Consider the following 19,858-nt stretch of genomic DNA (forward strand, 5'->3'; position numbering starts at 1 on the left):
GTTGCACCTCCTGTGGAGCATCGCCCACGATGCGTGCATGAGCACGACGGGGGAGTGCGCCCGGCGCGCGCTCGAGGCGCTCACGGGGGTGGCGCCATGAGCGCGCGCCTGCGGGGGATCGCACAGCAGACGGAACAGATCGTGGCGGCGGGCGGCTACACCCGCTCCGACGGCCGCGAGGTGCCGATCGCGCAGGCGGTGGCCGCCGCCAGGCGCGGCACGCGCATGTACGGGCCCGAGCCCGTGCCGGTGCCGCCCGCGCCGCCGGTCGTCCCGCGCGTCGAGGTCACGGGCGAGTCCAGCCTGGAGGCGGCGCGCAGGCTCGGGGACGGCACGGCCGTACTGAACTTCTCCTCGGCCCGCAACCCGGGCGGCGGCTACCTCAACGGCGCGCAGGCGCAGGAGGAGGCCCTGTGCCGCGCCTCGGCGCTGTACACGTGCCTGATCGGGGTCCGGGAGTTCTACGACCATCACCGCGCGCACCGGGACGCGTTCTACACGGACCGAGTCATCCACTCACCCGGCGTGCCCGTCTTCCGCGACGACCGCGGACGCCTGCTGGACGAGCCGTACACGCCCGGCTTCCTCACGTCCGCGGCGCCGAACGCGGGAGTCGTCCGGCGTACGGCACCCGAGCGCGTCGCCGAACTCCCGGCCGCCCTCGCGCAGCGCGCCGAGCGGGTGCTGGAGACGGCCGCGGCACACGGCTACCGGCGGCTGGTGCTGGGCGCCTGGGGCTGCGGGGTGTTCCAGAACGATCCGGCGCAGGTGGCGGGCGCGTTCCGCGGACTGCTCGGACCGGGCGGACGGTTCGCGGACCGCTTCGAGCACGTGGTCTTCGGGATCCTCGACCGTACGCCGCAGGCGGCGACGCGGGCGGCATTCGTACGGGCGTTCGCGCCGGCGTCGGAGCGCGGGACCGCTCAGCTCCAGCCGTAGCGCTCCCGCAGGCGGTGCCGGACCAGGTTGAAGCGCATCCGGTCCAGCGCGCACGCCTCGCGCCGCATGCCCCGCTCGTGCAGCCGCAGCACCCGGTCCACGTCGACCCAGGATTCCCGCCCGGACCGGTCCCAGGGCCCGTTCCCGATCGGCACCCAGTCCCGGTCGGCGTCATGCCGCTTGCTGGACAACTGCACGGCGAGAAAAGTCCCGGCCGGCTCCCGGGCCACGACGAGCACCGGGCGGTCCTTGCCCCGGCCGTCGTTCTCCTCGTACGGCACCCAGGTCCACACGATCTCGCCGGGGTCCGGGTCGCCGTCGTGCGCGGGCGAGTACTCGGTGCGCACCCGGCCCACCTCTCGGGGGTCGGCCTCGACGGTGGCGGACGGGCCGGAGCGGCCGGGGACGTCTTCTTCGGTGGTCGCGGTCACGGGGATCACGTTAGAGGGTGCCGCCGAACGGCGTTCAGGCGACCGGCGCCTCCGCGGCCACCTGCTCCGGCGGCCACGTCTCGTGCCAGCGCAACTCCGCCTCCAACTGGGCCGCGAGCGACAGCAGAAGGGGCTCGCTGTGGGAGGGGCCGAGGAGTTGGGCCCCCACGGGCAGTCCGCCGTCGACGAACCCGGCGGGCACGTTGACGCCGGGCCAGCCCAGCACGTTCCACGGCCACGCGAAGGGACAGGCGGCGATCATCGCCCGGTCGGTGGCGAACCCGCCGAGCCCCAGCATCGCGCCGATCCGCGGCGGGGGAGCGGCCGTGGTCGGCGCGAGCATCACGTCGTACGACTCGAAGAACGTGCCGATACGGCGGTGCAGGACCGCCTCCGCGCGCCGGGCCGCCCGCAGGGGTGCCCCGCCGAGCAACTTGCCGAGCCGGGCGGCGTCCAGGGTGCGCCGGTCGAGCAGGGCCGGGAAGGGCGACTCGCTGACCCACTCGGCGATCCCGGCGGTCGCCCGGGGCACGAAGGTGAGCCCGATCTGCCCGTACGGCGGATCGGCCTCCTCGACGGTGTGCCCCAACGCGGCCAGTTGGTCCGCGAGTTGGACGACCTTGGCCCGTACCTCCGGCCGGAGCCGGGCGGGCACCGCGGTGAACGGCGGCTTGAGGGAGAGCGCGATCCGCAGCCGCCCCGGGTCCCGGCCCACGGCCGCCGAGGCGTCGACGGCGGGCGGCCGGTGCGGGTCGCGCTCGTGGTTGCCGCTCGCCGCGTCGAGCAGCAGGGCCGCGTCGGCGACCGTGCGGGCCAGCGTGCCGTTGACAGTGATGCCCTGGAAGGACTCGCCGCGCGGCCAGGTCGAGATCCGGCCGCGCTGCGGCTTGATGCCGATCAGATGGGTCCAGGAGGCCGGGATCCGCACCGACCCGGCGCCGTCCGAGCCCAGCGCGGCGGGCACCAGACCGGCGGCGACGGCGGCGGCCGAACCGCCGGAGGAGCCACCGGGAGTGTGCGCGGTGTGCCAGGGGTTCCGGGTCTCACCGAAGGCCGGGCCCTCGGTGAACGGCCACTGGCCCAGCTCGCAGGTGTTGGTCTTGCCGACGATCACGGCCCCGGCCGCGCGCAGCCGCCGTACCGCCTCACCGTCCTCGGAGATCGCCGGGAATTCCCCCTGGCAGCCGAACGCGGTGGGCTCGCCCGCCACGTCCATGTCGTCCTTGACCGCCACCGGCACCCCGAGCAACGGCCGCCGCGCCCCGGCCGCGAGTTCCTTGTCCGCCGCGTCCGCCTCGGCGAGCGCCGCCTCGGCCCGGACGATCCGGAAGGCGTTGAGGGAGCCCTGCGTGGCCTCGATGCGCGCCAGGGCCCGCTCGACCAGCGCCCGGGACGTCACCTCCCCGTCGGCCAGCGCGCGGGCGGACTCCGCCAGGCCTGCGGAACGGTCGAACGTCATGCGGAACACCTCCGGGGACGGCCTTGTCTACTGAACAGTAACCTCTGGGGGTCCGCGACGGAACGTCCTCGCGGCGAGCCGGACTTGGGTGTACGGGGCACCATTGCGCGAACCATTGACGCACTCTGGCCCCAGTCCTAACTTCTGACCGACTTGCCGAACTGAGTTCGAAATTCCGAACGTTCGGCGTTTTCCGTGTCAGAGGGAGAGCCGCCCATGACCCCCGTCCCCGCGTCCCGCCGCACGCTGCTGCGCGCGATGGCCGCCGTGCCCGCCTCCGCGCTGCTGCTGTCCGAGGCCACGGCCCATGCCGCCGCACCCCCCAGCGGCTCGGCGACCCGCTACACGATCGTGCCGTTCCCCAACAGCGACGACGGAACGGTGAACGTATACCAGTCCGACGACGCCACCGACTTCCGGCTGCTGCGCTCCTCCGCCTACACCCCGCCCGCGGGCCGCATCCGCGACGCCAGCGTCATCAGACACTCGGACGGCTACTACTACGTCACGTACACGACCCGAACCTGGCAGGACACCAGCACGACGATCGGCTTCGCGCGCAGCGCGGACCGGGTCAACTGGACCTTCCTGTACGACCATCCGGTCCCGATCGCGAACCTGTCCCGGGCGTGGGCGCCGGAGTTCTTCGTCGACAGTGACGGCAGCGTGAACGTCATCGTGTCCTGCTCGACGGCCAACGACGAGTGGATCTTCACGCCGTATCTGCTGAGGGCGACGAACTCCGCGCTGACGGGCTGGAGTTCTCCGGTCGCCCTGTCCGGCATCGGCGCCAACCACATCGATACGTTCGTGGTGCGGACCGGCTCGACCTACCACGCCTTCACCAAGAACGAGACGACGAAGTACATCGAGTACGGCACGGCATCGAGCCTGGCCGGCCCCTACACGATCACGCGCACCGGCAACTGGGCGGGCTGGGGCAGCTATCGGGAGGGCCCGGCGCTGATCCAGCTGGACAACGGAGCCTGGCGGCTGTTCTTCGACGGCTACGGCGACGGCACCTACTACTGCAGCGACAGCTACGACACCTTCGCCACCTGGTCGGCGCCCGCCGCCCTGCCCGCGATCTCCGGCACGGCACGCCACTTCACGGTGGTGAAGGAGACGGTGTTGGGCGGCCCGAGCCTGGCCCGCAACGTCACCCGCTCCTTGCGGTCGGCCAACTACCCCACCCGCTACTGGCAGCAGCAGTCGTCCCTGCTCAACCTTCCCGTCGTCAGCGCGTCCAGCACGACGGCGGAGAAGCAGGCGGCCACGTTCACGGTCGTCGCCGGCCTCGCTGACGCGAACGGCTACTCCTTCCGGGACGCGTCCGGGAACTACCTGCGCCACTACGACTTCCGTGCTCGCTTCGACGCGAACAGCGGAACGCCGACGTTCGCCAGGGACGCGACGTTCATCGCGCGCACCGGGACGGCGAGCGGTTCGCTGCGCTTCGAGTCGTACAACTACCCGGGCCGCTACCTGCGGCACTACGGCTATCAGCTGCGAGTGGAACGGTCCGACGGGACGGACCTGTTCCGCCAGGACAGTTCGTTCGTCCCGGTGACATCCTGGGCCTGACCTGCACACCTGGGCAAACGTGCTGGTGGTCGCGGGTTGTGCCGCTGCGAGCAGATCACGGGGCTCGAACCGTCCCCGGGGTGGCTGCATGGGCAGCGGCACAGTCACCTCCCTCCGGCGTTGGGAGCGGACAACGACGGGCCCGAAACGCATGGACCGACCGGTCGGTACGTGCTCGGGTGGGCCCGCATCAGGGCAATGCCGTCAGGGGCAATGCCCGCGCGAGGCCTCGCCCGAGTCAGGCGATGTGCGCGTCCCTGCCCGCCAGGAGAACTCCATGGCCCATCAGCACGCCCATCCGCACACCCCCCAGCACCATCAAAGACCCCGGCCCCACCCGCCCGGCAGGTCCTTCCTGCTCGTCAACGGACTGACCTTCGCGGTTCACCTCCTGCTCGCCTGCACCGCCGAGGACCTGCTGGCCACGCGCATCGCCGGACAAATCACCCTCGGTGTCGTCACACTTCTCGCCCAGGTATTGCTCCTGCTGTGGACGGCGGCGCGCTACGACCGCGCCCCCTACGGCGAAGCCCACGACGAGACACCGAGCGACGAGGCCTCGTACGGGCCGCAGGGGGAGCGCTGATGCTTCCTCAAATGCTGCTCGCAGGGGCACCCGGCACCCTCGACCTGGACGCGGACACCCGCTCCTGGGTCCTCGTCGGCTTTCTGACCTTCATCGTCCCGATGCTGCTGATCTGTGTGCTCAACGGCCCCGAGCGCGACCGGGTCAACGACTTCTACACCGCGGGCCGCAGGCTGCGCCCCGTGCAGGGAGCCATCGTCCTCTCCGGCGTCTATCTCTCCGCCGCGACCGTGCTCGGTACGACGGGAACCGTCGCGGTCTTCGGCTTCGACGGCCTGTTCGTGGCCCTGTGCACCGTACTGTCGCTCGGCGTCCTGCTCCTGCTGGCCGGCCCGCTGCGCGAGCGCGGCAGTTACACCCTCGGCGACACCTTCGCCCTGCGCGCCCCGGGGCCCGCCGTGCGGATCGCGGCGGCCGTCGTCACGCTGAGCGCCTGCATCCCGTATCTGATCGTCCAGCTCTCCGGCGCAGGCCGCACCACCGCCATGCTGCTCGGCCTTTCCGGGCCGGGCGCCGAACAGACCGTCATCGTCATGATCGGCACGCTCGTCGTCTGCGCCACGGCCTTCGGCGGGATGCGAGGCATGATCGCCCTGCAGATCATCAAGACGGTGCTCCTGCTCGCCATGGCGCTCGCCGTGGCCGCGGTGCTGCTGCACCGCTTCCACTGGAGCGCCGACGCCCTCATCGACACCGCCGCTCGGGGCAGTGGCCGCCCCGAGGGCTACATGCGTCCGGGCTTGCGCTTCGCAGCCGGCGGCCCGGTCAAGAGCACGCTCGACTTCATCGGCCTGATGATCACCGTGGTGCTGGGTGTGGCGTGCCTGCCCCATGTCGCCACCCAGCTCAATACCGCACCCGACCCGGCCGCCGCCCGACGTACGGTCCGCCACACCATCGGCATCGTCGGCGCCGTCTGCCTCGTCACCACGGTGCTGGGCTTCGGCGCCTCGGCGTTGATCGGTGCCCCGAAGATCCTCGCCGCCGATCCCGGAGCCACCAGCAGCCTGCTGATGCTCACCGGCGATCTGGCGGGAGGATCGTCGGCGCGGACGGGCGAGGCATGGCTCGTCGTGCTGGTCGCCTGCGCGGTGTTCCTCACGACCCTTGCGGTCGTCGCGAGCGTGACCCTGGCGGCGGCGGGCGCCGTGGCCCACGATCTCGTGACCAACGTCGTGCGCCGCGGGCGCACCACCGAGGGGCGGGAGGTGGCCGCGGCCCGTATCGCGTCCGCCCTGGTCGGGGTGCTGAGTATTTTCTGCGCGGTGTGGGTCCAGGGCTGGAACATGGGCTTCCTGTCCACGCTCTCCCTGGCGGTGGCGGCCTCCTGCCTGCTCCCGGCGCTGGTGTACGCGTTGTTCTGGCGCGGCTTCACCCGCCGGGGACTGCTGTGGACGCTTTACGGCGGCCTGGGCTCCGCGATCGGACTCCAGGTCTGCAGCCCTGTCTTCTCGGGCAACCCGATGGCGCTGGTGCCCGAGTGGCACATCGACTGGTTCCCCCTCCAGACCGTCGCGCTGGTGTCGCTGCCGGTGGCGTTCCTCCTCGGCTGGCTCGGCAGCGTGACGGGACAGCGGCACCGGGCCCCGGTGACGCAGGCGCAGGTGGAGCCCGACGCCCTGACGTACTGACGCACGAAGGCGGCGGCCGGCGAGCGCCCACACAAGCTTCCCGACCGCCGCCCCGGTATCAGCGGGACTTGTGGCGCATCTCCCGGGGGCTCACCCCGTAGCGTCGGTGGAAGGCCGTGCTCATGGCGCTGGCCGAGGAGAAGCCCGAGGCGAACGCCAGGTCCGTGATCGTCATGTGTGCGCAGTCGGTGCACAGGAGACGCTCGCGGACCAGACGGAGGCGCTCCTCGCGGATCAGATCGCGGGGTGTGGTGCCCACGTGCTGGAGTGCGAGCTGGATCTGGCGGAGGGACCAGCCGAGGGCGCGGGCCATGGAGTTGCCGGACAGGTCGGGGTCGGCCGCGTGCTCGCGGACGTGGCGGCGGACCACCGCCTCGACCTCGGCCAGATGCCCGGGCGCGCCAGGGCGGTCGTCGCCGCAGGCGAGCATGCAGAGCAGCTCGACGACGCGGTCGCAGACGGCGTCGAACTGCGGGGTGGTGAGGTGCTCGCGCTCCTCGCTCAGGCTGTGCATCACGGACTGCACCACGCGGCCGAGACCCTGGGTCAGATCGAGGCCGGTCGCCAGCGGTGCCTTCCGGTTCAGCGGGCCGTCGATCTCCTGGGCCGGGATCGACATGATGACAGCGCGCAGGGACGCGCCGTGCTGGAGCTCGAAAGGCGCGCCGAGCGTGAACAGGCTGCCCGTGCCCGGCCTCAGCCGCACCTTCTGGTCGCCCTGGCACAGCCGCAGTTCGCCGGAGAGCGGGAAGAGGAGCCGGTAGTCGGGGTCCGGCATCTGGCGGATCAGGCCCGGTGTGCGGGCGTACTCGATCTGGTCGCTGTGCCAGGTGACGACCTGGTAGGTGTCGCTGCGCTGACGGACCATCTCGCCGCGGAAGCCCTCGGCGCGGGCGTACTTGTAGTCGAGCCGGGTCTGGTACGTCCCGACGCGCTCGCTCCACAGGTCGGTCCGCTCGCCTGCCGCGACCTCGGCGGTCCTCGTCGTCTCCACGACGTAGCTTCCCGTGGGCAACGCTTTCCCTTCATGGTGATGTGCTTCGAACGGCCTTGTCCGTTACTCGGCGCAGACTAGGGATCGGCAATCGGTTTCCGGAACTCGTCCCCGCCTCATTGGCCGGTGCCGGAGACGAGCCTGGCGCGATCGGCCCGTCCCACGAACGTGCCTGCGTCCCACGGCAACTTCCTTGCGCGCTCGGACAAGTGCGTCACGCGACGTCCTACTACCGTCGTGCGCCCGTCGACCCGCCACCTGCTGTGAGGACCTGATGACGGAACGGATACCGGAGACGGTGTTCTGGTGCCTGGCCGTTGGCCTGATCGCCGTCGCCGTGCTGCTGGTGCGCGAACGAGGTATCTCCGCGCGGCAGCGCAGACGGAACACCGCATTGAGCGACCGACTGCGGGGCTGGGACGAAGAACTCCGTCATCTCGTCTCGGCCCGGCTGCCCGCCTTGGAGGACGCGGCCCACCAGCAGTTCCCGGCCGTCGGCCTGCTCGACGAGCGGCTCGCCGACACCGAGTTCGCGAAATGCCTCGACGCCGTTCTGGAACGGTTCGTCGGCGCAGTGGAGCACGCACGCTCGCGCGCCGACCAGTCGGCGAAGGCCGCCCTGAAGGCGTCGATGCGTTCCCTTCAGGCGATGGCCAACGAACAGCAGGTGGCCATCGCCGAGATGCAGGACCGGCACGACAACCCCGGCGTGCTGCGCGACCTGCTCGAAATCGACCACACCAACGCCCAGTTCGGCCGTCGTGCCCAGGCCGTCGCCGTGCTGTGCGGATCATGGCCGGGCCGCCAGCGTGCCACCTCCGCGCTCATCGAGGTCGTACGCGGCGCCACCTCCCGCATCCGCGACTACCGGCGCATCCGCATCAACGGCGAGGTCGACATCGCCGTGCGCAGCCGCGCGGTCGAACCGGTGGTGCTCGCGGTCGCCGAGCTCCTCGACAACGCGGCACGCCACTCGCAGCCGGGCACGACCGTCGAGGTCACCGTCCAGACGGTGCACAACGGCGCCTGCGTGGTGATCGACGACGCCGGGGTCGGCATGGACGGACGGGCGGCCGAGGATGCCGCCGAACTGCTCGCCGGCGCACACGCGGTGGACATCACCCGGCTCGGCGACCCGCCCCGCTTCGGCTTCGCCGTCATCGGGGCGCTGACCGAGCGCTACGGGTTCACCGTCTCCGTGGACACGCTCTCCCCGTACGGCGGTGCACGCGCCGTGGTGTTCCTGCCGGCCGCCCTGCTCACGCACCTGGCCCCTGCGCAGGGGCCGGCGCCGACCGCCGAACCGCTCGCGCCCGCCCCTGCGCAGGGGCGCGTGCCGACCGCCGAACCGCTCGCGCCCGCCTGCGTGCCCGCCCCTGCGCAGGGGCCCGCGCCGACCGCCGAACCACTCGCGCCCGCCCCTGCGCAGGGGCCCGCGCCGACCGCCGAACCACTCGCGCCCGCCCCTGCGGAGGGGCGCGTGCCGACCGCCGAACCGCTCGCGCCCCCGTCCGGCACGACACCCCTCGCGGACCCTGATGACCGCGAGCCCGAACCCGAACTCGATCCCGGACCGGCAGCGGCGACCACGCCCGGAGGCCTGCCCAGGCGCCGCCGCCGCGCACGGCGACCGGCCGCGCGGCCCGCACCGGCGGCCGACGAGGTCGGTGGCCGCTCGGCCGAGGAGAACGCCCGGCGCATGGGCGCCTTCGCACGCGGCACCAGTTCCGGCAGGGCCGCCCGGCACACGATCCACGACGACGAAGGGAACAGCCACGAATGACCGGGCCCACCAACAACACGTTGGGCTGGATGCTGGACGAGGTGCTGAAGGTCCCGCGGGCGCGGCACGCGATCCTGCTCTCCGCCGACGGCATGCTCCGCGCCCATTCCAAGGACATCGACCGTGACGACGCCGAACGGCTGGCCGCGGGCCTGTCCGGCGTCCAGTCGATCAGCCGCAGCACCGCCGAGTTCTGCGGCACCCCGCACACCCCGTGGCGGCAGACCCTGATCGAGTTCGCGCACGGCTACGTCTTCCTGGTCGCCGCCGGCGAGGGCGCCTACCTCGCGGTCTCCACCGGCGAGGACGTCGACATGGAGGCGGTCACCTACCGCATGCACAAACTCGTCGACCGGCTCGGCAAGGAGCTGACCAGCCCTGCCCGGCAGGACACCGGCAGCCCGGCATGACACCCCAGCGCCGCCCCACAGACAGGCTGGTGCGGTCGTACGTCGTCACGGACGGCCGCGCCCACCCCACCCGCAACACCCTGGACCTGGTCACCCTGCTGATCGCGGCCGACGATCTGCCGCTGACCGGTCTCAACCCGGAAAAGCGCAGGCTCATGGAGCTGTGCCGGCCCGGAGCCCTGTCCGTCGCCGAGGTGGCCGGCCATCTGTCGCTGCCGGTCGGTGTGACCAAGGTGCTGATCGCCGACCTCATGGACAGCGGCCACATCGTCACCCGCGCGCCCATTCCGGCGGCCCGCCCGGCCGACGCCCGCATCCTCCGGGAGGTGCTCGATGGACTCCGCGCCCGCCTCTGACGACGTCTACCTGAGCCCCAGCGTGCAGACGGCGGTCAAGCTGCTGGTCGTGGGCCACTTCGCGGTCGGCAAGACCACGTTCGTCGGCACGCTCTCCGAGATCCGGCCGCTGCGCACCGAGGAGGTGATGACCGAGGCCGGGGCCCTGGTCGACGACCTGGCAGGGATGCGGGACAAGACGACCACCACGGTCGCCCTCGACTTCGGGCGGCTCACCCTCAACGACAGCCTGGTGCTCTACCTCTTCGGCACCCCGGGCCAGCAGCGCTTCACCCGGCTGTGGCAGGACATGACCCAGGGCGCGCTCGGCGCGCTCGTCCTCGCCGACACCCGCCGCCTCAGCCAGTCCTTCGAGGTCATGGGCGTGCTGGAGGAACACGGACTGCCGTACGCGGTCGCCGTCAACCAGTTCCCCGGCGCCGCCGCGCACCAGCTCGACGAGGTGCGCGACGCCCTCGACCTGCTCTCCGAAACCCCCCTCGTGCGGTGCGACGCCCGCGACCGGGTCTCGTCCACGCGGGCGCTCATCAGCCTCGTCGAATACCTCCTGAACCGCACCGGCAACCTGGAGCACGCGTGACCTCCACATCTCCCGTACCGCCCGTGCCGCCGGGCTGCCCCGCGCACGAGTCCCTGTACGGGCCCGAGTTCGCCGCCGATCCGGCCGCCGTCTACCGGAGGCTGCGCGAGGTCGGACCGATCGCGCCGGTCGAACTGGCGCCCGGCGTGACCGCCTCGCTGGTCGTCGGATACGACGCCGCCCTGCACGTGCTGCGCGGCACCGAGACGTTCTCCAAGGACGCTCGCCGCTGGAAGGACCTGGCGGACGGCATTGTCCCCATGGACAGCCCGGTCGTGCCGATGATGATGTACCGGCCGAACGCACTGTGGACCGACGGCGCCGAACACCGCAGGCTGCGCGGCGCGATCACGGACAGCCTGGCACGGGTCGACTCCGCCACCCTGCGCGGCCATGTCGAGGCGAGCGCGGACACCCTCATCGACCGCATCGCCCCGGCCGGGCGGGCCGATCTGCTCGGCGAGTACGCCCAGGTGCTTCCCCTGCTGGTGTTCAACCGTCTGTTCGGCTGCCCGGCCGACTACGGCGAGCGGCTGGTGCGGGGGATGTCCGGGATCTTCGACGGCGTGGACGCCGAGCAGGCGAACGAACTGCTCGCTACGACGCTGCTGGACCTCGTCACGCTGAAGCGCCGGCGGCCCGGGGCGGACGTGACCTCCTGGCTCATGGCCCACTCCGCCGGGCTCACCGACGAGGAGATGGTGCACACCCTCGTCCTGCTCATGGGCGCGGGCACCGAACCGCAGCAGAACCTGATCGCCAACAGCCTCCGGCTGCTGCTGTCCGACGACCGGTTCGCGGGCAGTCTCTCCGGCGGCAGCCTGCCGGTGGAGGACGCCCTCGACGAGGTGCTGTGGACCGACCCGCCCATGGCCAACTACGCCGTCCACTACCCGGTCCGCGACGTCGTGCACGAAGGGACGCTGCTGCGGGCCGGGCATCCGCTCGTGGTCAGTCTCGCCGCGGCGAACACCGACCCGTCTCTGACGACACATCAGCGCGCGGGCAACCGAGCCCACTTGGCCTGGAGCGCGGGCCCGCACAACTGCCCGGCACAGAGCCCGGCCCGGCTGATCGCGGCAGTGGCCGTGGAGAAGCTGCTCGACCGGCTCCCCGACGTCGAACTCGCCGTACCGGTCGAGGAACTGGCGTGGCGACCGGGCCCCTTCCACCGGGCCCTGGCCGCACTGCCCGTGACGTTCCCGCCTGCCGCTGTCACCCCGCCCGGCGTCGGCGACGAGCAGCCCGTGGCACCCACCGCCCCGGTGCCCCGGCCGTCCGACGCGCCCGCCCTCGTGCGGCACGGATGGGGCGCCCGGCTGCTGGCGTGGTGGCGTGGCGAGTGATCAGGACAGGTGGACCGGAAGGGTGCGGTGGCCGTTGGAGATGAAGGAGTCGACGGGTTCCAACTCGCCCTGCGCCACAGCGAGTCGGAGCCCGGGGAAGCGGTCGAACAGAGCCCGGAGTGCGATGCGGGCCTCCAGCCGGCCCAGCGGGGCGCCCAGGCAGAAGTGCAGGCCGTGCCCGAAGGCGAGGTGCTCCTTGTCGGCGCGGGTGACGTCGAAGCGGTGGGCGTCCTCGCCGTACTTGCCGGGGTGACGTCCGGCGGCCGCGTACGCGGCGAGGATGGCCTCGCCCTTGCCGATCACCACCTGGTCCGGGCCGCCGAGCTCGCTCATCTTGAGGTCGTCGACGGCGTACCGCAGGGGCAGGCTGGCGACGGGTGCCTCCACGCGCAGCGCCTCCTCGACCACGTCCTCCCAGGGGACGCGGCCGGAGCGGACGTGGGCGAGCTGGTCCGGATGGGTCAGCAGGAGGTGGATGGCGTTGTCGATCAGGTTGACCGTGGTCTCGTGGCCGGCACTGACCATGAGCACCAGGGTGTCGAGCAGTTCCTGCTCGCTCAGCCGGTTGTCGCCGTCGCGGGCCGCGATCAGCGCGGAGGCCAGGTCGTCGCCCGGCGAGCGCCGCTTGACGGCGACGAGTTCGCCCAGCGCCGCGTACAACCGCGCGTAGTTGTCGGTGACCTCCTCGGGGGTGGCGGAGGTGTGGAAGACACCGTCCACGACGGCCCGTAGCTCGGCACCCTGTTCCTCGGGCAGGCCGAACAGTTCGCTGATCACCCCGATCGGCAGCGGATAGCAGAACTCCTCGCGCAGATCGACGGCTCGGCCCTGCCGACCGGCCGCCTCGATACGGTCCAGCAGGCCCGCGGTGATCTCCTCGACACGAGGCTGGAGCGCCGCGGTGCGCCGTGCCGTGAACGCCTTGGAGACCAGGGCCCGCAGCCGTTTGTGCTCGCCTCCGTAGGCGGTGAACATGTTCTGCACCGCGACCCAGGTGAACAGCGGCCACTCAGGGGAGATCTCGCCGTTGATCCACCGGGGCCAGTGCCGGCGCGGGTCCTTGGAGACGCGCGGGTCGGTGAGCAGACGCTTGAGGAGGTCGGGGCTGCTGACAGCCCAGGCCTGGACGCCGTCGGGCAGTTCGACGAGGGTCACCGGTCCGCGCTCGCGGATGCGGGCGGCCTCGCCGTGGATGTCGCGGCCGGTCGGGTCGATCACTAAGGGGCGGGGGTGTCCCATGGAAGCCTCCCTGGCGCTCGCACAAAGATACGACCGGTAAAGCTACTTGGACGTAGCGTGTCCGGGCGAGAGTGCCCGGTGCGCGCTGCGCACGGGGACAACTTCTCTGCGCCCGGCCGCAAGTCGGCGGTACCTCGTGATGGATGCGACCGGGCTGTGTCGAGGTGCGGACCGTGGCCGCGGGCGGCTGGTGGGATGCCGTATCCGTACCCCTCGGGCTTGGCCTCGGCGCCCTGTGGCGCCTCGGCGACGAAACGGGAGCCGTGATCCGGGACAAAACTTCGCCGGGTGCCTGTACTCGATGCTCCCCCCTGGATCCGCCGCCGGTTGGAGCATCCCGCGAAACCGCTGCCCTCGCGCTCGGCCGCGTCGAGCGTGAGCGGGGTCAGGGCGCCGGACGCCCCCACCACCGGTGTCGGTGAAGGGCAGTTCGCGCTGCACGGCCCTGCCCCCGGTGATCGTCACGTCGGACATGTGGGTACGGCCCGCAGGCGGAGGGCCCGGTCCAAGATGGTCAGCCGGTAGTGGCCGGGAGACAACGTGATCGTGCTGCCCGGCCGGGAGTTGGCGGTCATCACCGCGGCGCGCAGGCTGCATGTGCCGGACGCGGTACGGCACTTGCCGTCCGACGGATCGGCGTCCACCCCGTCGGAGGTGGTGTCCACGGTGAACCCCGACGGGTCGGCGGCCGGGGCCGCGGCGGCATCGGCGGCGGTGGCGGTGAGGGCCAGGACCATGGGGGCGAGTGTCGCAGGGGTGACTCGGACTCTCATGCGGTGAACTCCTCCGTCGAGGGATCTGGGCGTACCGTCCCCCGACATGGTTGCCCTGGGCTACGTGTGATGCGTCACAGTCAGTTATGTTGTACACAATTTAATTGACGGCTAGCGTTTGAGCTCGACACCACCGCACAGGGAGGCAACGCCATGGATCCCGTCCGCTATGAGGATTACCGCCCCGCCGAACGTCCGGCCTATCAGCAGGAATTGGACGCAGTGGTCGCGCAGGTGGCGCAGCGCACCCGCACCTCGGTCGAGCGCGAGAGCGTCGGTCGGGCCGTCCGCACCGCCCACGGAAAGACGTACGGTCTTCTCAAGGCCACCGTCACGATCGGTGACAACCAGGGCTTCCACGGGCAGGGCATCTTCGCCCGGCCCACCGTGTACGACGCCGTCGTCCGCTACTCCAACGGTCTGGGCCACCAGCGTCCCGACCACCAGCTGGGCGCGGCGTGCGGGATGGGCATCAAGCTGTTCGGGGTGCCCGGCACCTCACTGCTGGAGGACGAACCGGACACCGGCACCTTCGACCTCAACCTGATCAACAACGAGGTCTTCTTCGCGAACACCGCCCACGACTACATGGTCATCGAGGAGCTGTTCGCCGAGCTGCCCGAGGGCCTCGCGAACCCCGCCCGCCGCAAGACCTGGATGGCGGAGTTCCTGACTCGCCGGGGCACGCTCACCGACCCCGACGGCTGGCTGTGGGACGAACTGTTCGCCATGCTCTCGTTCACCACCGTCCCGCGCAGGAACCTGCTGTCGTACACCTACAACAGCATGGGCGCCTTCCGCTACGGCGATCACATCGCCAAGATCCGCACCGTGCCGACCGCCGAGTCCGTGGCCTCCCTCGCGCACCGGATCGTGGACGTGCGCGCGGACAACGAGGCGTTCCGCCGCACTCTGGTCGCCGAGGCCGCGGAGCGGGACCACTCCTTCGAACTCCAGGTGCAGCTCAACACCGATCTGTCCCGCATGCCGGTGGACAACACCTCCGTGAAGTGGCCCGAAGAGCTGTCCCCGTGGGTGACCGTCGCACGTGTGGACCTTCCGCGCCAGGACATCGGCGACGACGACAACGTGGCGGCCGCGGATGCCACGTCGATCACACCGTGGCGCTCACGCGAGGAGCACCGGCCCATCGGCGAGATCCAGCGGGTGCGGCAGGAGGTGTACCGGCGCTCGTCCATCGAGCGGCACCGCGTCAATGGACAACAGCGGCGCGAACCGGCCGGCAGCGCACAACTGCTCGGCTGACCCGCCAAGCCCTTTCCTGCCACCCTCGGTGTCCGCCGGGCAATCCGGCGGCGCCCGTCCTACCCCTGCTCGGGGACGGCCATCTCCCCCAGCAGTGACCAGTCGTCCTGCGGAATGTTCGCGTTCACGATGCGGGGTGTCTCGACCAGGTGGGGCGGCAACGTCTGCTGCGCGGCCCTGAAATGCGCCGACTGCACGTGAGCGGCGCCTGCTTCGTCATCGCGGAAGGCCTCGACCAGGACGTACTCCGTGGGGTCCGACACGCTTCGCGACCAGTCGAACCAGAGGCAGCCGGGCTCCCGGCGCGTGGCGTCGGTGAACTCGGCGGTGATCTCCGGCCACCGGTCGGCCTGCTCGGGACGGACTCGGAACTTGGCGGTGATGAAGATCATCAGTCTTCCTGCCTTCTCGTAGTGCGTGATGACAAGACCGTACGACGGCAGCCGCGTAAGGCAGTTCACCCGCGCCGGGAAGGGCCCTGTAGGAGAGGGGAGCCCCGGCTTGTCTCTCATACGGGTCAGCCGGCGGGGTCGAGGAGGTTCTTGCGGACTCCGTGGCAGAGCTCCGTGCCGGACTTGGCGTGCTCGCACCGGGCGGTGAACCGGCCGTGCAGAACCGGCATTGGGTGCAGCCGGGCGAGCCGCGCACCAGGACCCGGTCGCCGGTGTTCGCGGTGCGCGGCAACCTGAACGCCCCGCGCGTGCTATTGACCGTGTTCCGTCAGCGTCTTACTCTCCCGGTCAATGTAAGGAAACTTTCCTAACAATCATCGACGCGCAAGGAGACCCCCCATGCGCAGACCCTCCTCGACTCTGCTCGCCGGCACGCTGCTTGCCGCACTCGGCCTCGGCCTCGCCCCCACCCCCGCGCTCGCCACGGCCCCCGCGCCCGCCACCACCACAAGCGTCCAGATCTCCGTCGCCCCGCAGTGGCAGCCGAACACCTCGTACACCGCGGGCACGCGTGTGTCCTATGGCGGCAAGGACTACGAATGCCTGCAGAGCCACACCTCCCTCACGGGCTGGGAGCCCTCCAACGCGCCCGCCCTGTGGAAGCTGCTGGGTGACAGCAGCGGCGGTACCGACACCACCGCTCCCGCCACCCCGACCGGCCTGCGCACGACCGGCACCAGCTCCTCCAGCGTCTCCCTCGCCTGGAACGCCTCCACCGACAATGTGGGCGTGACCGGCTACCTGCTGTACCGCGACGGCGCCCAGGTCGCCACGACGACAGGCACCTCGTACAATGTCGGCGGCCTCTCGGCGAACACGGCGTACACCTTCACTGTCCGGGCCCGCGACGCGGCGGGCAACGTCTCCCCGGCTTCCAGCGCCGTCACCGCCACCACACAGAGCGGTGGCGAGCCACCGCAGGGCACCACCCCCGCCGCGATCAACGGCCGACTCAAGGTGTGCGGTGTCAAGCTGTGCAACCAGTACGGCAAGCCGATCCAGCTGCGCGGCATGAGCAGCCACGGCCTCCAGTGGTACGGCCAGTGCCTGACCGGCGGCTCTCTGGACGCGCTCGCCACCGACTGGAACTCCGACGTGCTGCGCATCTCCCTCTACGTCCAGGAGGGCGGCTACGAGACCAACCCGCGGATGTTCACCGACCGGGTGCACCAGCTCATCGAGATGGCCACGGCCCGCGGCATGTACGCCCTCGTCGACTGGCACCAGCTCACGCCCGGCGACCCCAACCACAACCTGTCCCGCGCCAAGACGTTCTTCACCGAGATCGCCCAGCGCCACCGCGGCAAGACCAACCTGCTCTACGACATCGCCAATGAGCCCAACAACGTCAGCTGGGCGCGCGTCAAGTCCTACGCCGAGCAGCTCATCCCCGTGATCCGGGCCCAGGACCCCGCCACCCCGATCCTCATCGGCACCCACGGCTGGGGCTCCCTCGGCATCTCCGACGGCCGCAACGAAACCGACGTCATCAACAACCCGGTCCAGGCGGCCAACATCATGTACACGTTCCACTTCTACGCGGCCTCGCACGGTCAGGAGTACCTGGACGCCCTGAACCGGGCATCGGACCGGATCCCGATCTTCGTCACCGAGTTCGGCACCCAGGAAGCCTCCGGTGACGGCCCGAACAACTTCACCCGCACCCAGCAGTACCTCGATCTGATGGCCGCCAAGAAGATCAGCTGGGTCAACTGGAACTTCTCCGACGACGAGCGTACCGGCGCCGTGTTCAAGCCCGGCACCTGCAACAACAACGGCCCCTGGACCGGCACCACGTCACTCAAGCCGGCCGGTGTCTGGATCCGCGACCGGATCCGCACACCGGACTCCTTCCCCGCGACCTGAGCGCGCCCCGAAGCCGCCGGAGGCCGAAACAGGCCTCCGGCCGGCCCTCCCGGAACACCGCGGGCGGGTCCGTGGAGGCGCTGCCCGGCAGGGTCGTGGTACCGACCCGTTCGGCCACTGCCCCGCCGGGCGTTCGCGTGTCCCCGTACGCAGGGCGTCCCGTCTTCCGGAACCCCGCCGGGATCCTTGACCACCGGGCGGTACTCCACAATGCTGTGTTGCGACACATGAGATGTGTGCCGTAATGAGCAACATTCCGATCAAGTCTCGACCAGCCGAGGAGTGGCCATGACGCACCAGGTCCGTGCTGTCGTCGCGCGGGGCAAGGGCGCCCCCGTGAGCCTGGAGACGATCGTCGTGCCCGACCCGGGCCCGGGTGAGGCGCTGGTGCGGATCGAGGCCTGCGGTGTCTGCCACACCGATCTGCACTACAAGCAGGGCGGGATCAACGACGACTTCCCGTTCCTGCTCGGCCACGAGGCCGCCGGGGTCGTCGAGTCGGTCGGGGACGGTGTCACCGATGTCGCGCCCGGCGATTTCGTGGTCCTCAACTGGCGTGCGGTGTGCGGGCAGTGCCGTGCCTGTCTGCGGGGGCGGCCCTGGTACTGCTTCGACACCCGCAACGCGAAGCAGAAGATGACCTTGCTGGACGGCACCGAGTTGTCGCCCGCCCTCGGCATCGGCGCCTTCGCGGAGAAGACGCTGGTGGCGGCCGGGCAGTGCACCAAGGTCGACCCGGCCGTCTCCGCGCAGGTCGCCGGGTTGCTGGGATGCGGGGTGATGGCCGGTATCGGCGCCGCGATCAACACCGGGAACGTGGGCCGGGGCGACACGGTCGCGGTCATCGGCTGCGGCGGCGTCGGCGACGCGGCGGTGGCCGGCTCCCGGCTGGCGGGCGCCGCGAAGATCATCGCCGTCGACATCGACGACCGCAAGCTGGACAAGGCCCGCGCCATGGGCGCCACCCACACCGTGAACTCCCGTACGACGGACGTCGTCGAGGCGATCCGCGAGCTGACGGGCGGCTTCGGGGCGGACGTCGTCATCGAGGCGGTCGGCCGCCCGGAGACGTACGAACAGGCCTTCTACGCCCGCGACTTGGCCGGGACAGTGGTCCTGGTCGGCGTCCCGACCCCGGAGATGAGGCTCGAACTGCCGCTGCTGGACGTCTTCGGCCGCGGCGGCGCGCTGAAGTCGTCCTGGTACGGGGATTGTCTGCCCTCCCGCGACTTCCCGATGCTGATCGACCTGCATCTGCAGGGCCGGCTCGACCTGGACGCCTTCGTCACGGAGACCATCGCGCTGGACGAGGTCGAAAAGGCCTTCGAGCGGATGCACCACGGTGACGTGCTGCGCTCGGTGGTGGTCTTCTGATGGCCGCCCGTATCGAACACCTCGTCACCTCCGGCACGTTCTCGCTGGACGGCGGCACCTGGGACGTCGACAACAACGTGTGGCTCGTCGGCGACGACCACGAGGTGATCGTCATCGACGCCGCCCACGACGCCGAGGTCATCGCCCGGGCCGTCGGCCACCGTCGCCTCACCGCGATCGTGTGCACGCACGCGCACAACGACCACATCGGTGCCGCGCCCGGACTCGCGGCCCGCACCGGCGCCCCGGTCCTCCTGCACCCGGACGATCTGCCCCTGTGGAAGCAGACCCACCCCGAACGGGCACCGGACGCCGAACTGACCGACGGCCAGGGCCTCTCGGTGGCCGGAGTCGAGCTGACCGTGCTGCACACGCCCGGCCATGCCCCCGGTGCGGTCTGCCTGTACGCGCCTGCCCTGTCGGCGCTCTTCAGCGGCGACACGCTCTTCGCGGGCGGGCCGGGGGCGACCGGACGGTCGTACAGCCATTTCCCGACCCTCGTCGAGTCGATCCGGGAGCGGCTGCTGACCCTGCCGGGCGACACCGTCGTCCACACCGGGCACGGGAAGACGACCACCGTCGCGGCGGAGGCGCCGCACCTCCAGGAGTGGGTCGACCGCGGCTTCTGACCGTCTCGTGACGGCCTTCGTGGAGCGCCCGTTCCGCCTGTTTCCGCAGGTGGTTCGGGCGCTTCGCGCTGCCCGGGGAGCGCCGCGCCCAGCGGCCGGAAACCGGCGTTTCGACGCCTTGACAACGCTTCGGAGCCGCCCCCAGACTGGCGTTGCGTCA

The 19,858-nt window shown here is 71.1% G+C and carries 19 protein-coding genes; 13 read left to right on the top strand and 6 right to left on the bottom strand.

Annotated elements, in window-relative coordinates; translation table 11 throughout:
* Window positions 1-96 precede the first annotated feature (96 nt).
* Window positions 97-939 (top strand): TIGR02452 family protein, encoded by an 843-nt coding sequence (locus AC068Z_RS17790; RefSeq protein ID WP_478556182.1) that lies wholly within the window; start codon window positions 97-99, stop codon window positions 937-939.
* Here the strand turns inward: AC068Z_RS17790 and AC068Z_RS17795 are convergent.
* Together AC068Z_RS17795 and AC068Z_RS17800 are read right to left on the bottom strand one after the other, a co-directional pair.
* The gene (locus AC068Z_RS17795; RefSeq protein ID WP_478556184.1) at window positions 924-1,370 is read right to left on the bottom strand and encodes a type II toxin-antitoxin system PemK/MazF family toxin; all 447 of its coding nucleotides are present in this window, start codon (window positions 1,368-1,370) and stop codon (window positions 924-926) included. The genes AC068Z_RS17790 and AC068Z_RS17795 overlap by 16 nt on opposite strands.
* Before the next feature lie 34 nt (window positions 1,371-1,404).
* Window positions 1,405-2,829: an amidase gene (locus AC068Z_RS17800; RefSeq protein ID WP_478556186.1), complete on the bottom strand. Its 1,425-nt coding sequence runs from the start codon at window positions 2,827-2,829 to the stop codon at window positions 1,405-1,407.
* Window positions 2,830-3,045: 216 nt separating this feature from the next.
* Between AC068Z_RS17800 and AC068Z_RS17805 the strand changes: the two genes are divergently transcribed.
* From AC068Z_RS17805 to AC068Z_RS17815, 3 genes are all read left to right on the top strand, one after another.
* On the top strand, window positions 3,046-4,413 hold the full coding sequence (locus AC068Z_RS17805; protein WP_478556187.1) for a glycoside hydrolase family 43 protein: 1,368 nt from the start codon (window positions 3,046-3,048) through the stop codon (window positions 4,411-4,413).
* Between the two features lie 277 nt (window positions 4,414-4,690).
* Entirely contained in the window at window positions 4,691-4,999 is a 309-nt protein-coding gene (locus AC068Z_RS17810) for a hypothetical protein (protein ID WP_478556189.1), read from the top strand.
* Between the two features lie 11 nt (window positions 5,000-5,010).
* Entirely contained in the window at window positions 5,011-6,630 is a 1,620-nt protein-coding gene (locus tag AC068Z_RS17815) for a sodium/solute symporter (RefSeq protein WP_478556191.1), read from the top strand.
* A 58-nt stretch (window positions 6,631-6,688) separates the two neighbouring features.
* Here the strand turns inward: AC068Z_RS17815 and AC068Z_RS17820 are convergent, their stop codons facing one another.
* A complete protein-coding gene (locus AC068Z_RS17820) occupies window positions 6,689-7,645 on the bottom strand; it encodes an AraC family transcriptional regulator (protein ID WP_478556193.1) in 957 nt (318 codons plus the stop codon).
* 253 nt (window positions 7,646-7,898) lie between these two features.
* On the opposite strand from AC068Z_RS17820, the gene AC068Z_RS17825 reads away from it, so the two are divergent.
* The 5 genes from AC068Z_RS17825 to AC068Z_RS17845 are packed head-to-tail and all read left to right on the top strand — an operon-like array spanning window position 7,899 to window position 12,099.
* Window positions 7,899-9,407 (top strand): ATP-binding protein, encoded by a 1,509-nt coding sequence (locus AC068Z_RS17825; protein ID WP_478556195.1) that lies wholly within the window; start codon window positions 7,899-7,901, stop codon window positions 9,405-9,407.
* Window positions 9,404-9,817 (top strand): roadblock/LC7 domain-containing protein, encoded by a 414-nt coding sequence (locus AC068Z_RS17830; RefSeq protein WP_451726787.1) that lies wholly within the window; start codon window positions 9,404-9,406, stop codon window positions 9,815-9,817. The genes AC068Z_RS17825 and AC068Z_RS17830 overlap by 4 nt, the downstream gene beginning before the upstream one ends.
* Window positions 9,814-10,173 (top strand): DUF742 domain-containing protein, encoded by a 360-nt coding sequence (locus tag AC068Z_RS17835; protein WP_478556197.1) that lies wholly within the window; start codon window positions 9,814-9,816, stop codon window positions 10,171-10,173. Before AC068Z_RS17830 ends, AC068Z_RS17835 begins: the two co-directional genes overlap by 4 nt.
* Complete coding sequence (locus AC068Z_RS17840) at window positions 10,151-10,753, top strand: GTP-binding protein (RefSeq protein ID WP_478556199.1); 603 nt, start codon at window positions 10,151-10,153, stop codon at window positions 10,751-10,753. The genes AC068Z_RS17835 and AC068Z_RS17840 overlap by 23 nt, the downstream gene beginning before the upstream one ends.
* The gene (locus AC068Z_RS17845; RefSeq protein WP_478556201.1) at window positions 10,750-12,099 is read left to right on the top strand and encodes a cytochrome P450; all 1,350 of its coding nucleotides are present in this window, start codon (window positions 10,750-10,752) and stop codon (window positions 12,097-12,099) included. Before AC068Z_RS17840 ends, AC068Z_RS17845 begins: the two co-directional genes overlap by 4 nt.
* On the opposite strand, the gene AC068Z_RS17850 is transcribed toward AC068Z_RS17845, so the two are convergent.
* Window positions 12,100-13,338, bottom strand: a complete 1,239-nt coding sequence (locus tag AC068Z_RS17850) for a cytochrome P450 family protein (protein WP_478556203.1) — start codon at window positions 13,336-13,338, stop codon at window positions 12,100-12,102. It lies immediately after the preceding gene.
* A gap of 461 nt (window positions 13,339-13,799) precedes the next feature.
* Window positions 13,800-14,111, bottom strand: coding sequence for a CSLREA domain-containing protein (locus AC068Z_RS17855; RefSeq protein ID WP_478556205.1), 312 nt, complete (start codon window positions 14,109-14,111; stop codon window positions 13,800-13,802).
* 153 nt (window positions 14,112-14,264) lie between these two features.
* Here AC068Z_RS17855 and AC068Z_RS17860 point away from each other — a divergent pair, with 153 nt between their 5' ends.
* Window positions 14,265-15,377 carry a catalase family protein gene (locus tag AC068Z_RS17860; RefSeq protein WP_478556207.1) on the top strand — a complete coding sequence of 371 codons (1,113 nt, stop codon included), beginning with the start codon at window positions 14,265-14,267 and terminating at the stop codon, window positions 15,375-15,377.
* 59 nt (window positions 15,378-15,436) lie between these two features.
* Here the strand turns inward: AC068Z_RS17860 and AC068Z_RS17865 are convergent, their stop codons facing one another.
* Window positions 15,437-15,769, bottom strand: a complete 333-nt coding sequence (locus AC068Z_RS17865; protein ID WP_478556209.1) for a putative quinol monooxygenase — start codon at window positions 15,767-15,769, stop codon at window positions 15,437-15,439.
* Window positions 15,770-16,168: 399 nt separating this feature from the next.
* Between AC068Z_RS17865 and AC068Z_RS17870 the strand changes: the two genes are divergently transcribed.
* The 3 genes from AC068Z_RS17870 to AC068Z_RS17880 all read left to right on the top strand — a co-directional run bounded on the left by AC068Z_RS17870 (window position 16,169) and on the right by AC068Z_RS17880 (window position 19,698).
* Window positions 16,169-17,695, top strand: coding sequence for a cellulase family glycosylhydrolase (locus AC068Z_RS17870; protein WP_478556211.1), 1,527 nt, complete (start codon window positions 16,169-16,171; stop codon window positions 17,693-17,695).
* Between the two features lie 288 nt (window positions 17,696-17,983).
* A complete protein-coding gene (locus tag AC068Z_RS17875; RefSeq protein WP_478556213.1) occupies window positions 17,984-19,069 on the top strand; it encodes an S-(hydroxymethyl)mycothiol dehydrogenase in 1,086 nt (361 codons plus the stop codon).
* Window positions 19,069-19,698, top strand: coding sequence for an MBL fold metallo-hydrolase (locus tag AC068Z_RS17880; RefSeq protein WP_478556215.1), 630 nt, complete (start codon window positions 19,069-19,071; stop codon window positions 19,696-19,698). Before AC068Z_RS17875 ends, AC068Z_RS17880 begins: the two co-directional genes overlap by 1 nt.
* Window positions 19,699-19,858 lie beyond the last annotated feature (160 nt).

This window comes from Streptomyces sp. NPDC043726, from assembly GCF_056436565.1.

What these genes read in the sequence shown, in the direction of transcription:
- AC068Z_RS17790 (WP_478556182.1), top strand. Translation starts at nt 97, where the DNA reads ATGAGCGCGCGCCTGCGGGGGATCGCACAGCAGACGGAACAGATCGTG.
- AC068Z_RS17800 (WP_478556186.1), bottom strand. Translation starts at nt 2,829, where the DNA reads ATGACGTTCGACCGTTCCGCAGGCCTGGCGGAGTCCGCCCGCGCGCTG.
- AC068Z_RS17805 (WP_478556187.1), top strand. Translation starts at nt 3,046, where the DNA reads ATGACCCCCGTCCCCGCGTCCCGCCGCACGCTGCTGCGCGCGATGGCC.
- AC068Z_RS17810 (WP_478556189.1), top strand. Translation starts at nt 4,691, where the DNA reads ATGGCCCATCAGCACGCCCATCCGCACACCCCCCAGCACCATCAAAGA.
- AC068Z_RS17815 (WP_478556191.1), top strand. Translation starts at nt 5,011, where the DNA reads ATGCTGCTCGCAGGGGCACCCGGCACCCTCGACCTGGACGCGGACACC.
- AC068Z_RS17825 (WP_478556195.1), top strand. Translation starts at nt 7,899, where the DNA reads ATGACGGAACGGATACCGGAGACGGTGTTCTGGTGCCTGGCCGTTGGC.
- AC068Z_RS17830 (WP_451726787.1), top strand. Translation starts at nt 9,404, where the DNA reads ATGACCGGGCCCACCAACAACACGTTGGGCTGGATGCTGGACGAGGTG.
- AC068Z_RS17835 (WP_478556197.1), top strand. Translation starts at nt 9,814, where the DNA reads ATGACACCCCAGCGCCGCCCCACAGACAGGCTGGTGCGGTCGTACGTC.
- AC068Z_RS17840 (WP_478556199.1), top strand. Translation starts at nt 10,151, where the DNA reads ATGGACTCCGCGCCCGCCTCTGACGACGTCTACCTGAGCCCCAGCGTG.
- AC068Z_RS17850 (WP_478556203.1), bottom strand. Translation starts at nt 13,338, where the DNA reads ATGGGACACCCCCGCCCCTTAGTGATCGACCCGACCGGCCGCGACATC.
- AC068Z_RS17855 (WP_478556205.1), bottom strand. Translation starts at nt 14,111, where the DNA reads ATGAGAGTCCGAGTCACCCCTGCGACACTCGCCCCCATGGTCCTGGCC.
- AC068Z_RS17860 (WP_478556207.1), top strand. Translation starts at nt 14,265, where the DNA reads ATGGATCCCGTCCGCTATGAGGATTACCGCCCCGCCGAACGTCCGGCC.
- AC068Z_RS17865 (WP_478556209.1), bottom strand. Translation starts at nt 15,769, where the DNA reads ATGATCTTCATCACCGCCAAGTTCCGAGTCCGTCCCGAGCAGGCCGAC.
- AC068Z_RS17870 (WP_478556211.1), top strand. Translation starts at nt 16,169, where the DNA reads ATGCGCAGACCCTCCTCGACTCTGCTCGCCGGCACGCTGCTTGCCGCA.
- AC068Z_RS17875 (WP_478556213.1), top strand. Translation starts at nt 17,984, where the DNA reads ATGACGCACCAGGTCCGTGCTGTCGTCGCGCGGGGCAAGGGCGCCCCC.
- AC068Z_RS17880 (WP_478556215.1), top strand. Translation starts at nt 19,069, where the DNA reads ATGGCCGCCCGTATCGAACACCTCGTCACCTCCGGCACGTTCTCGCTG.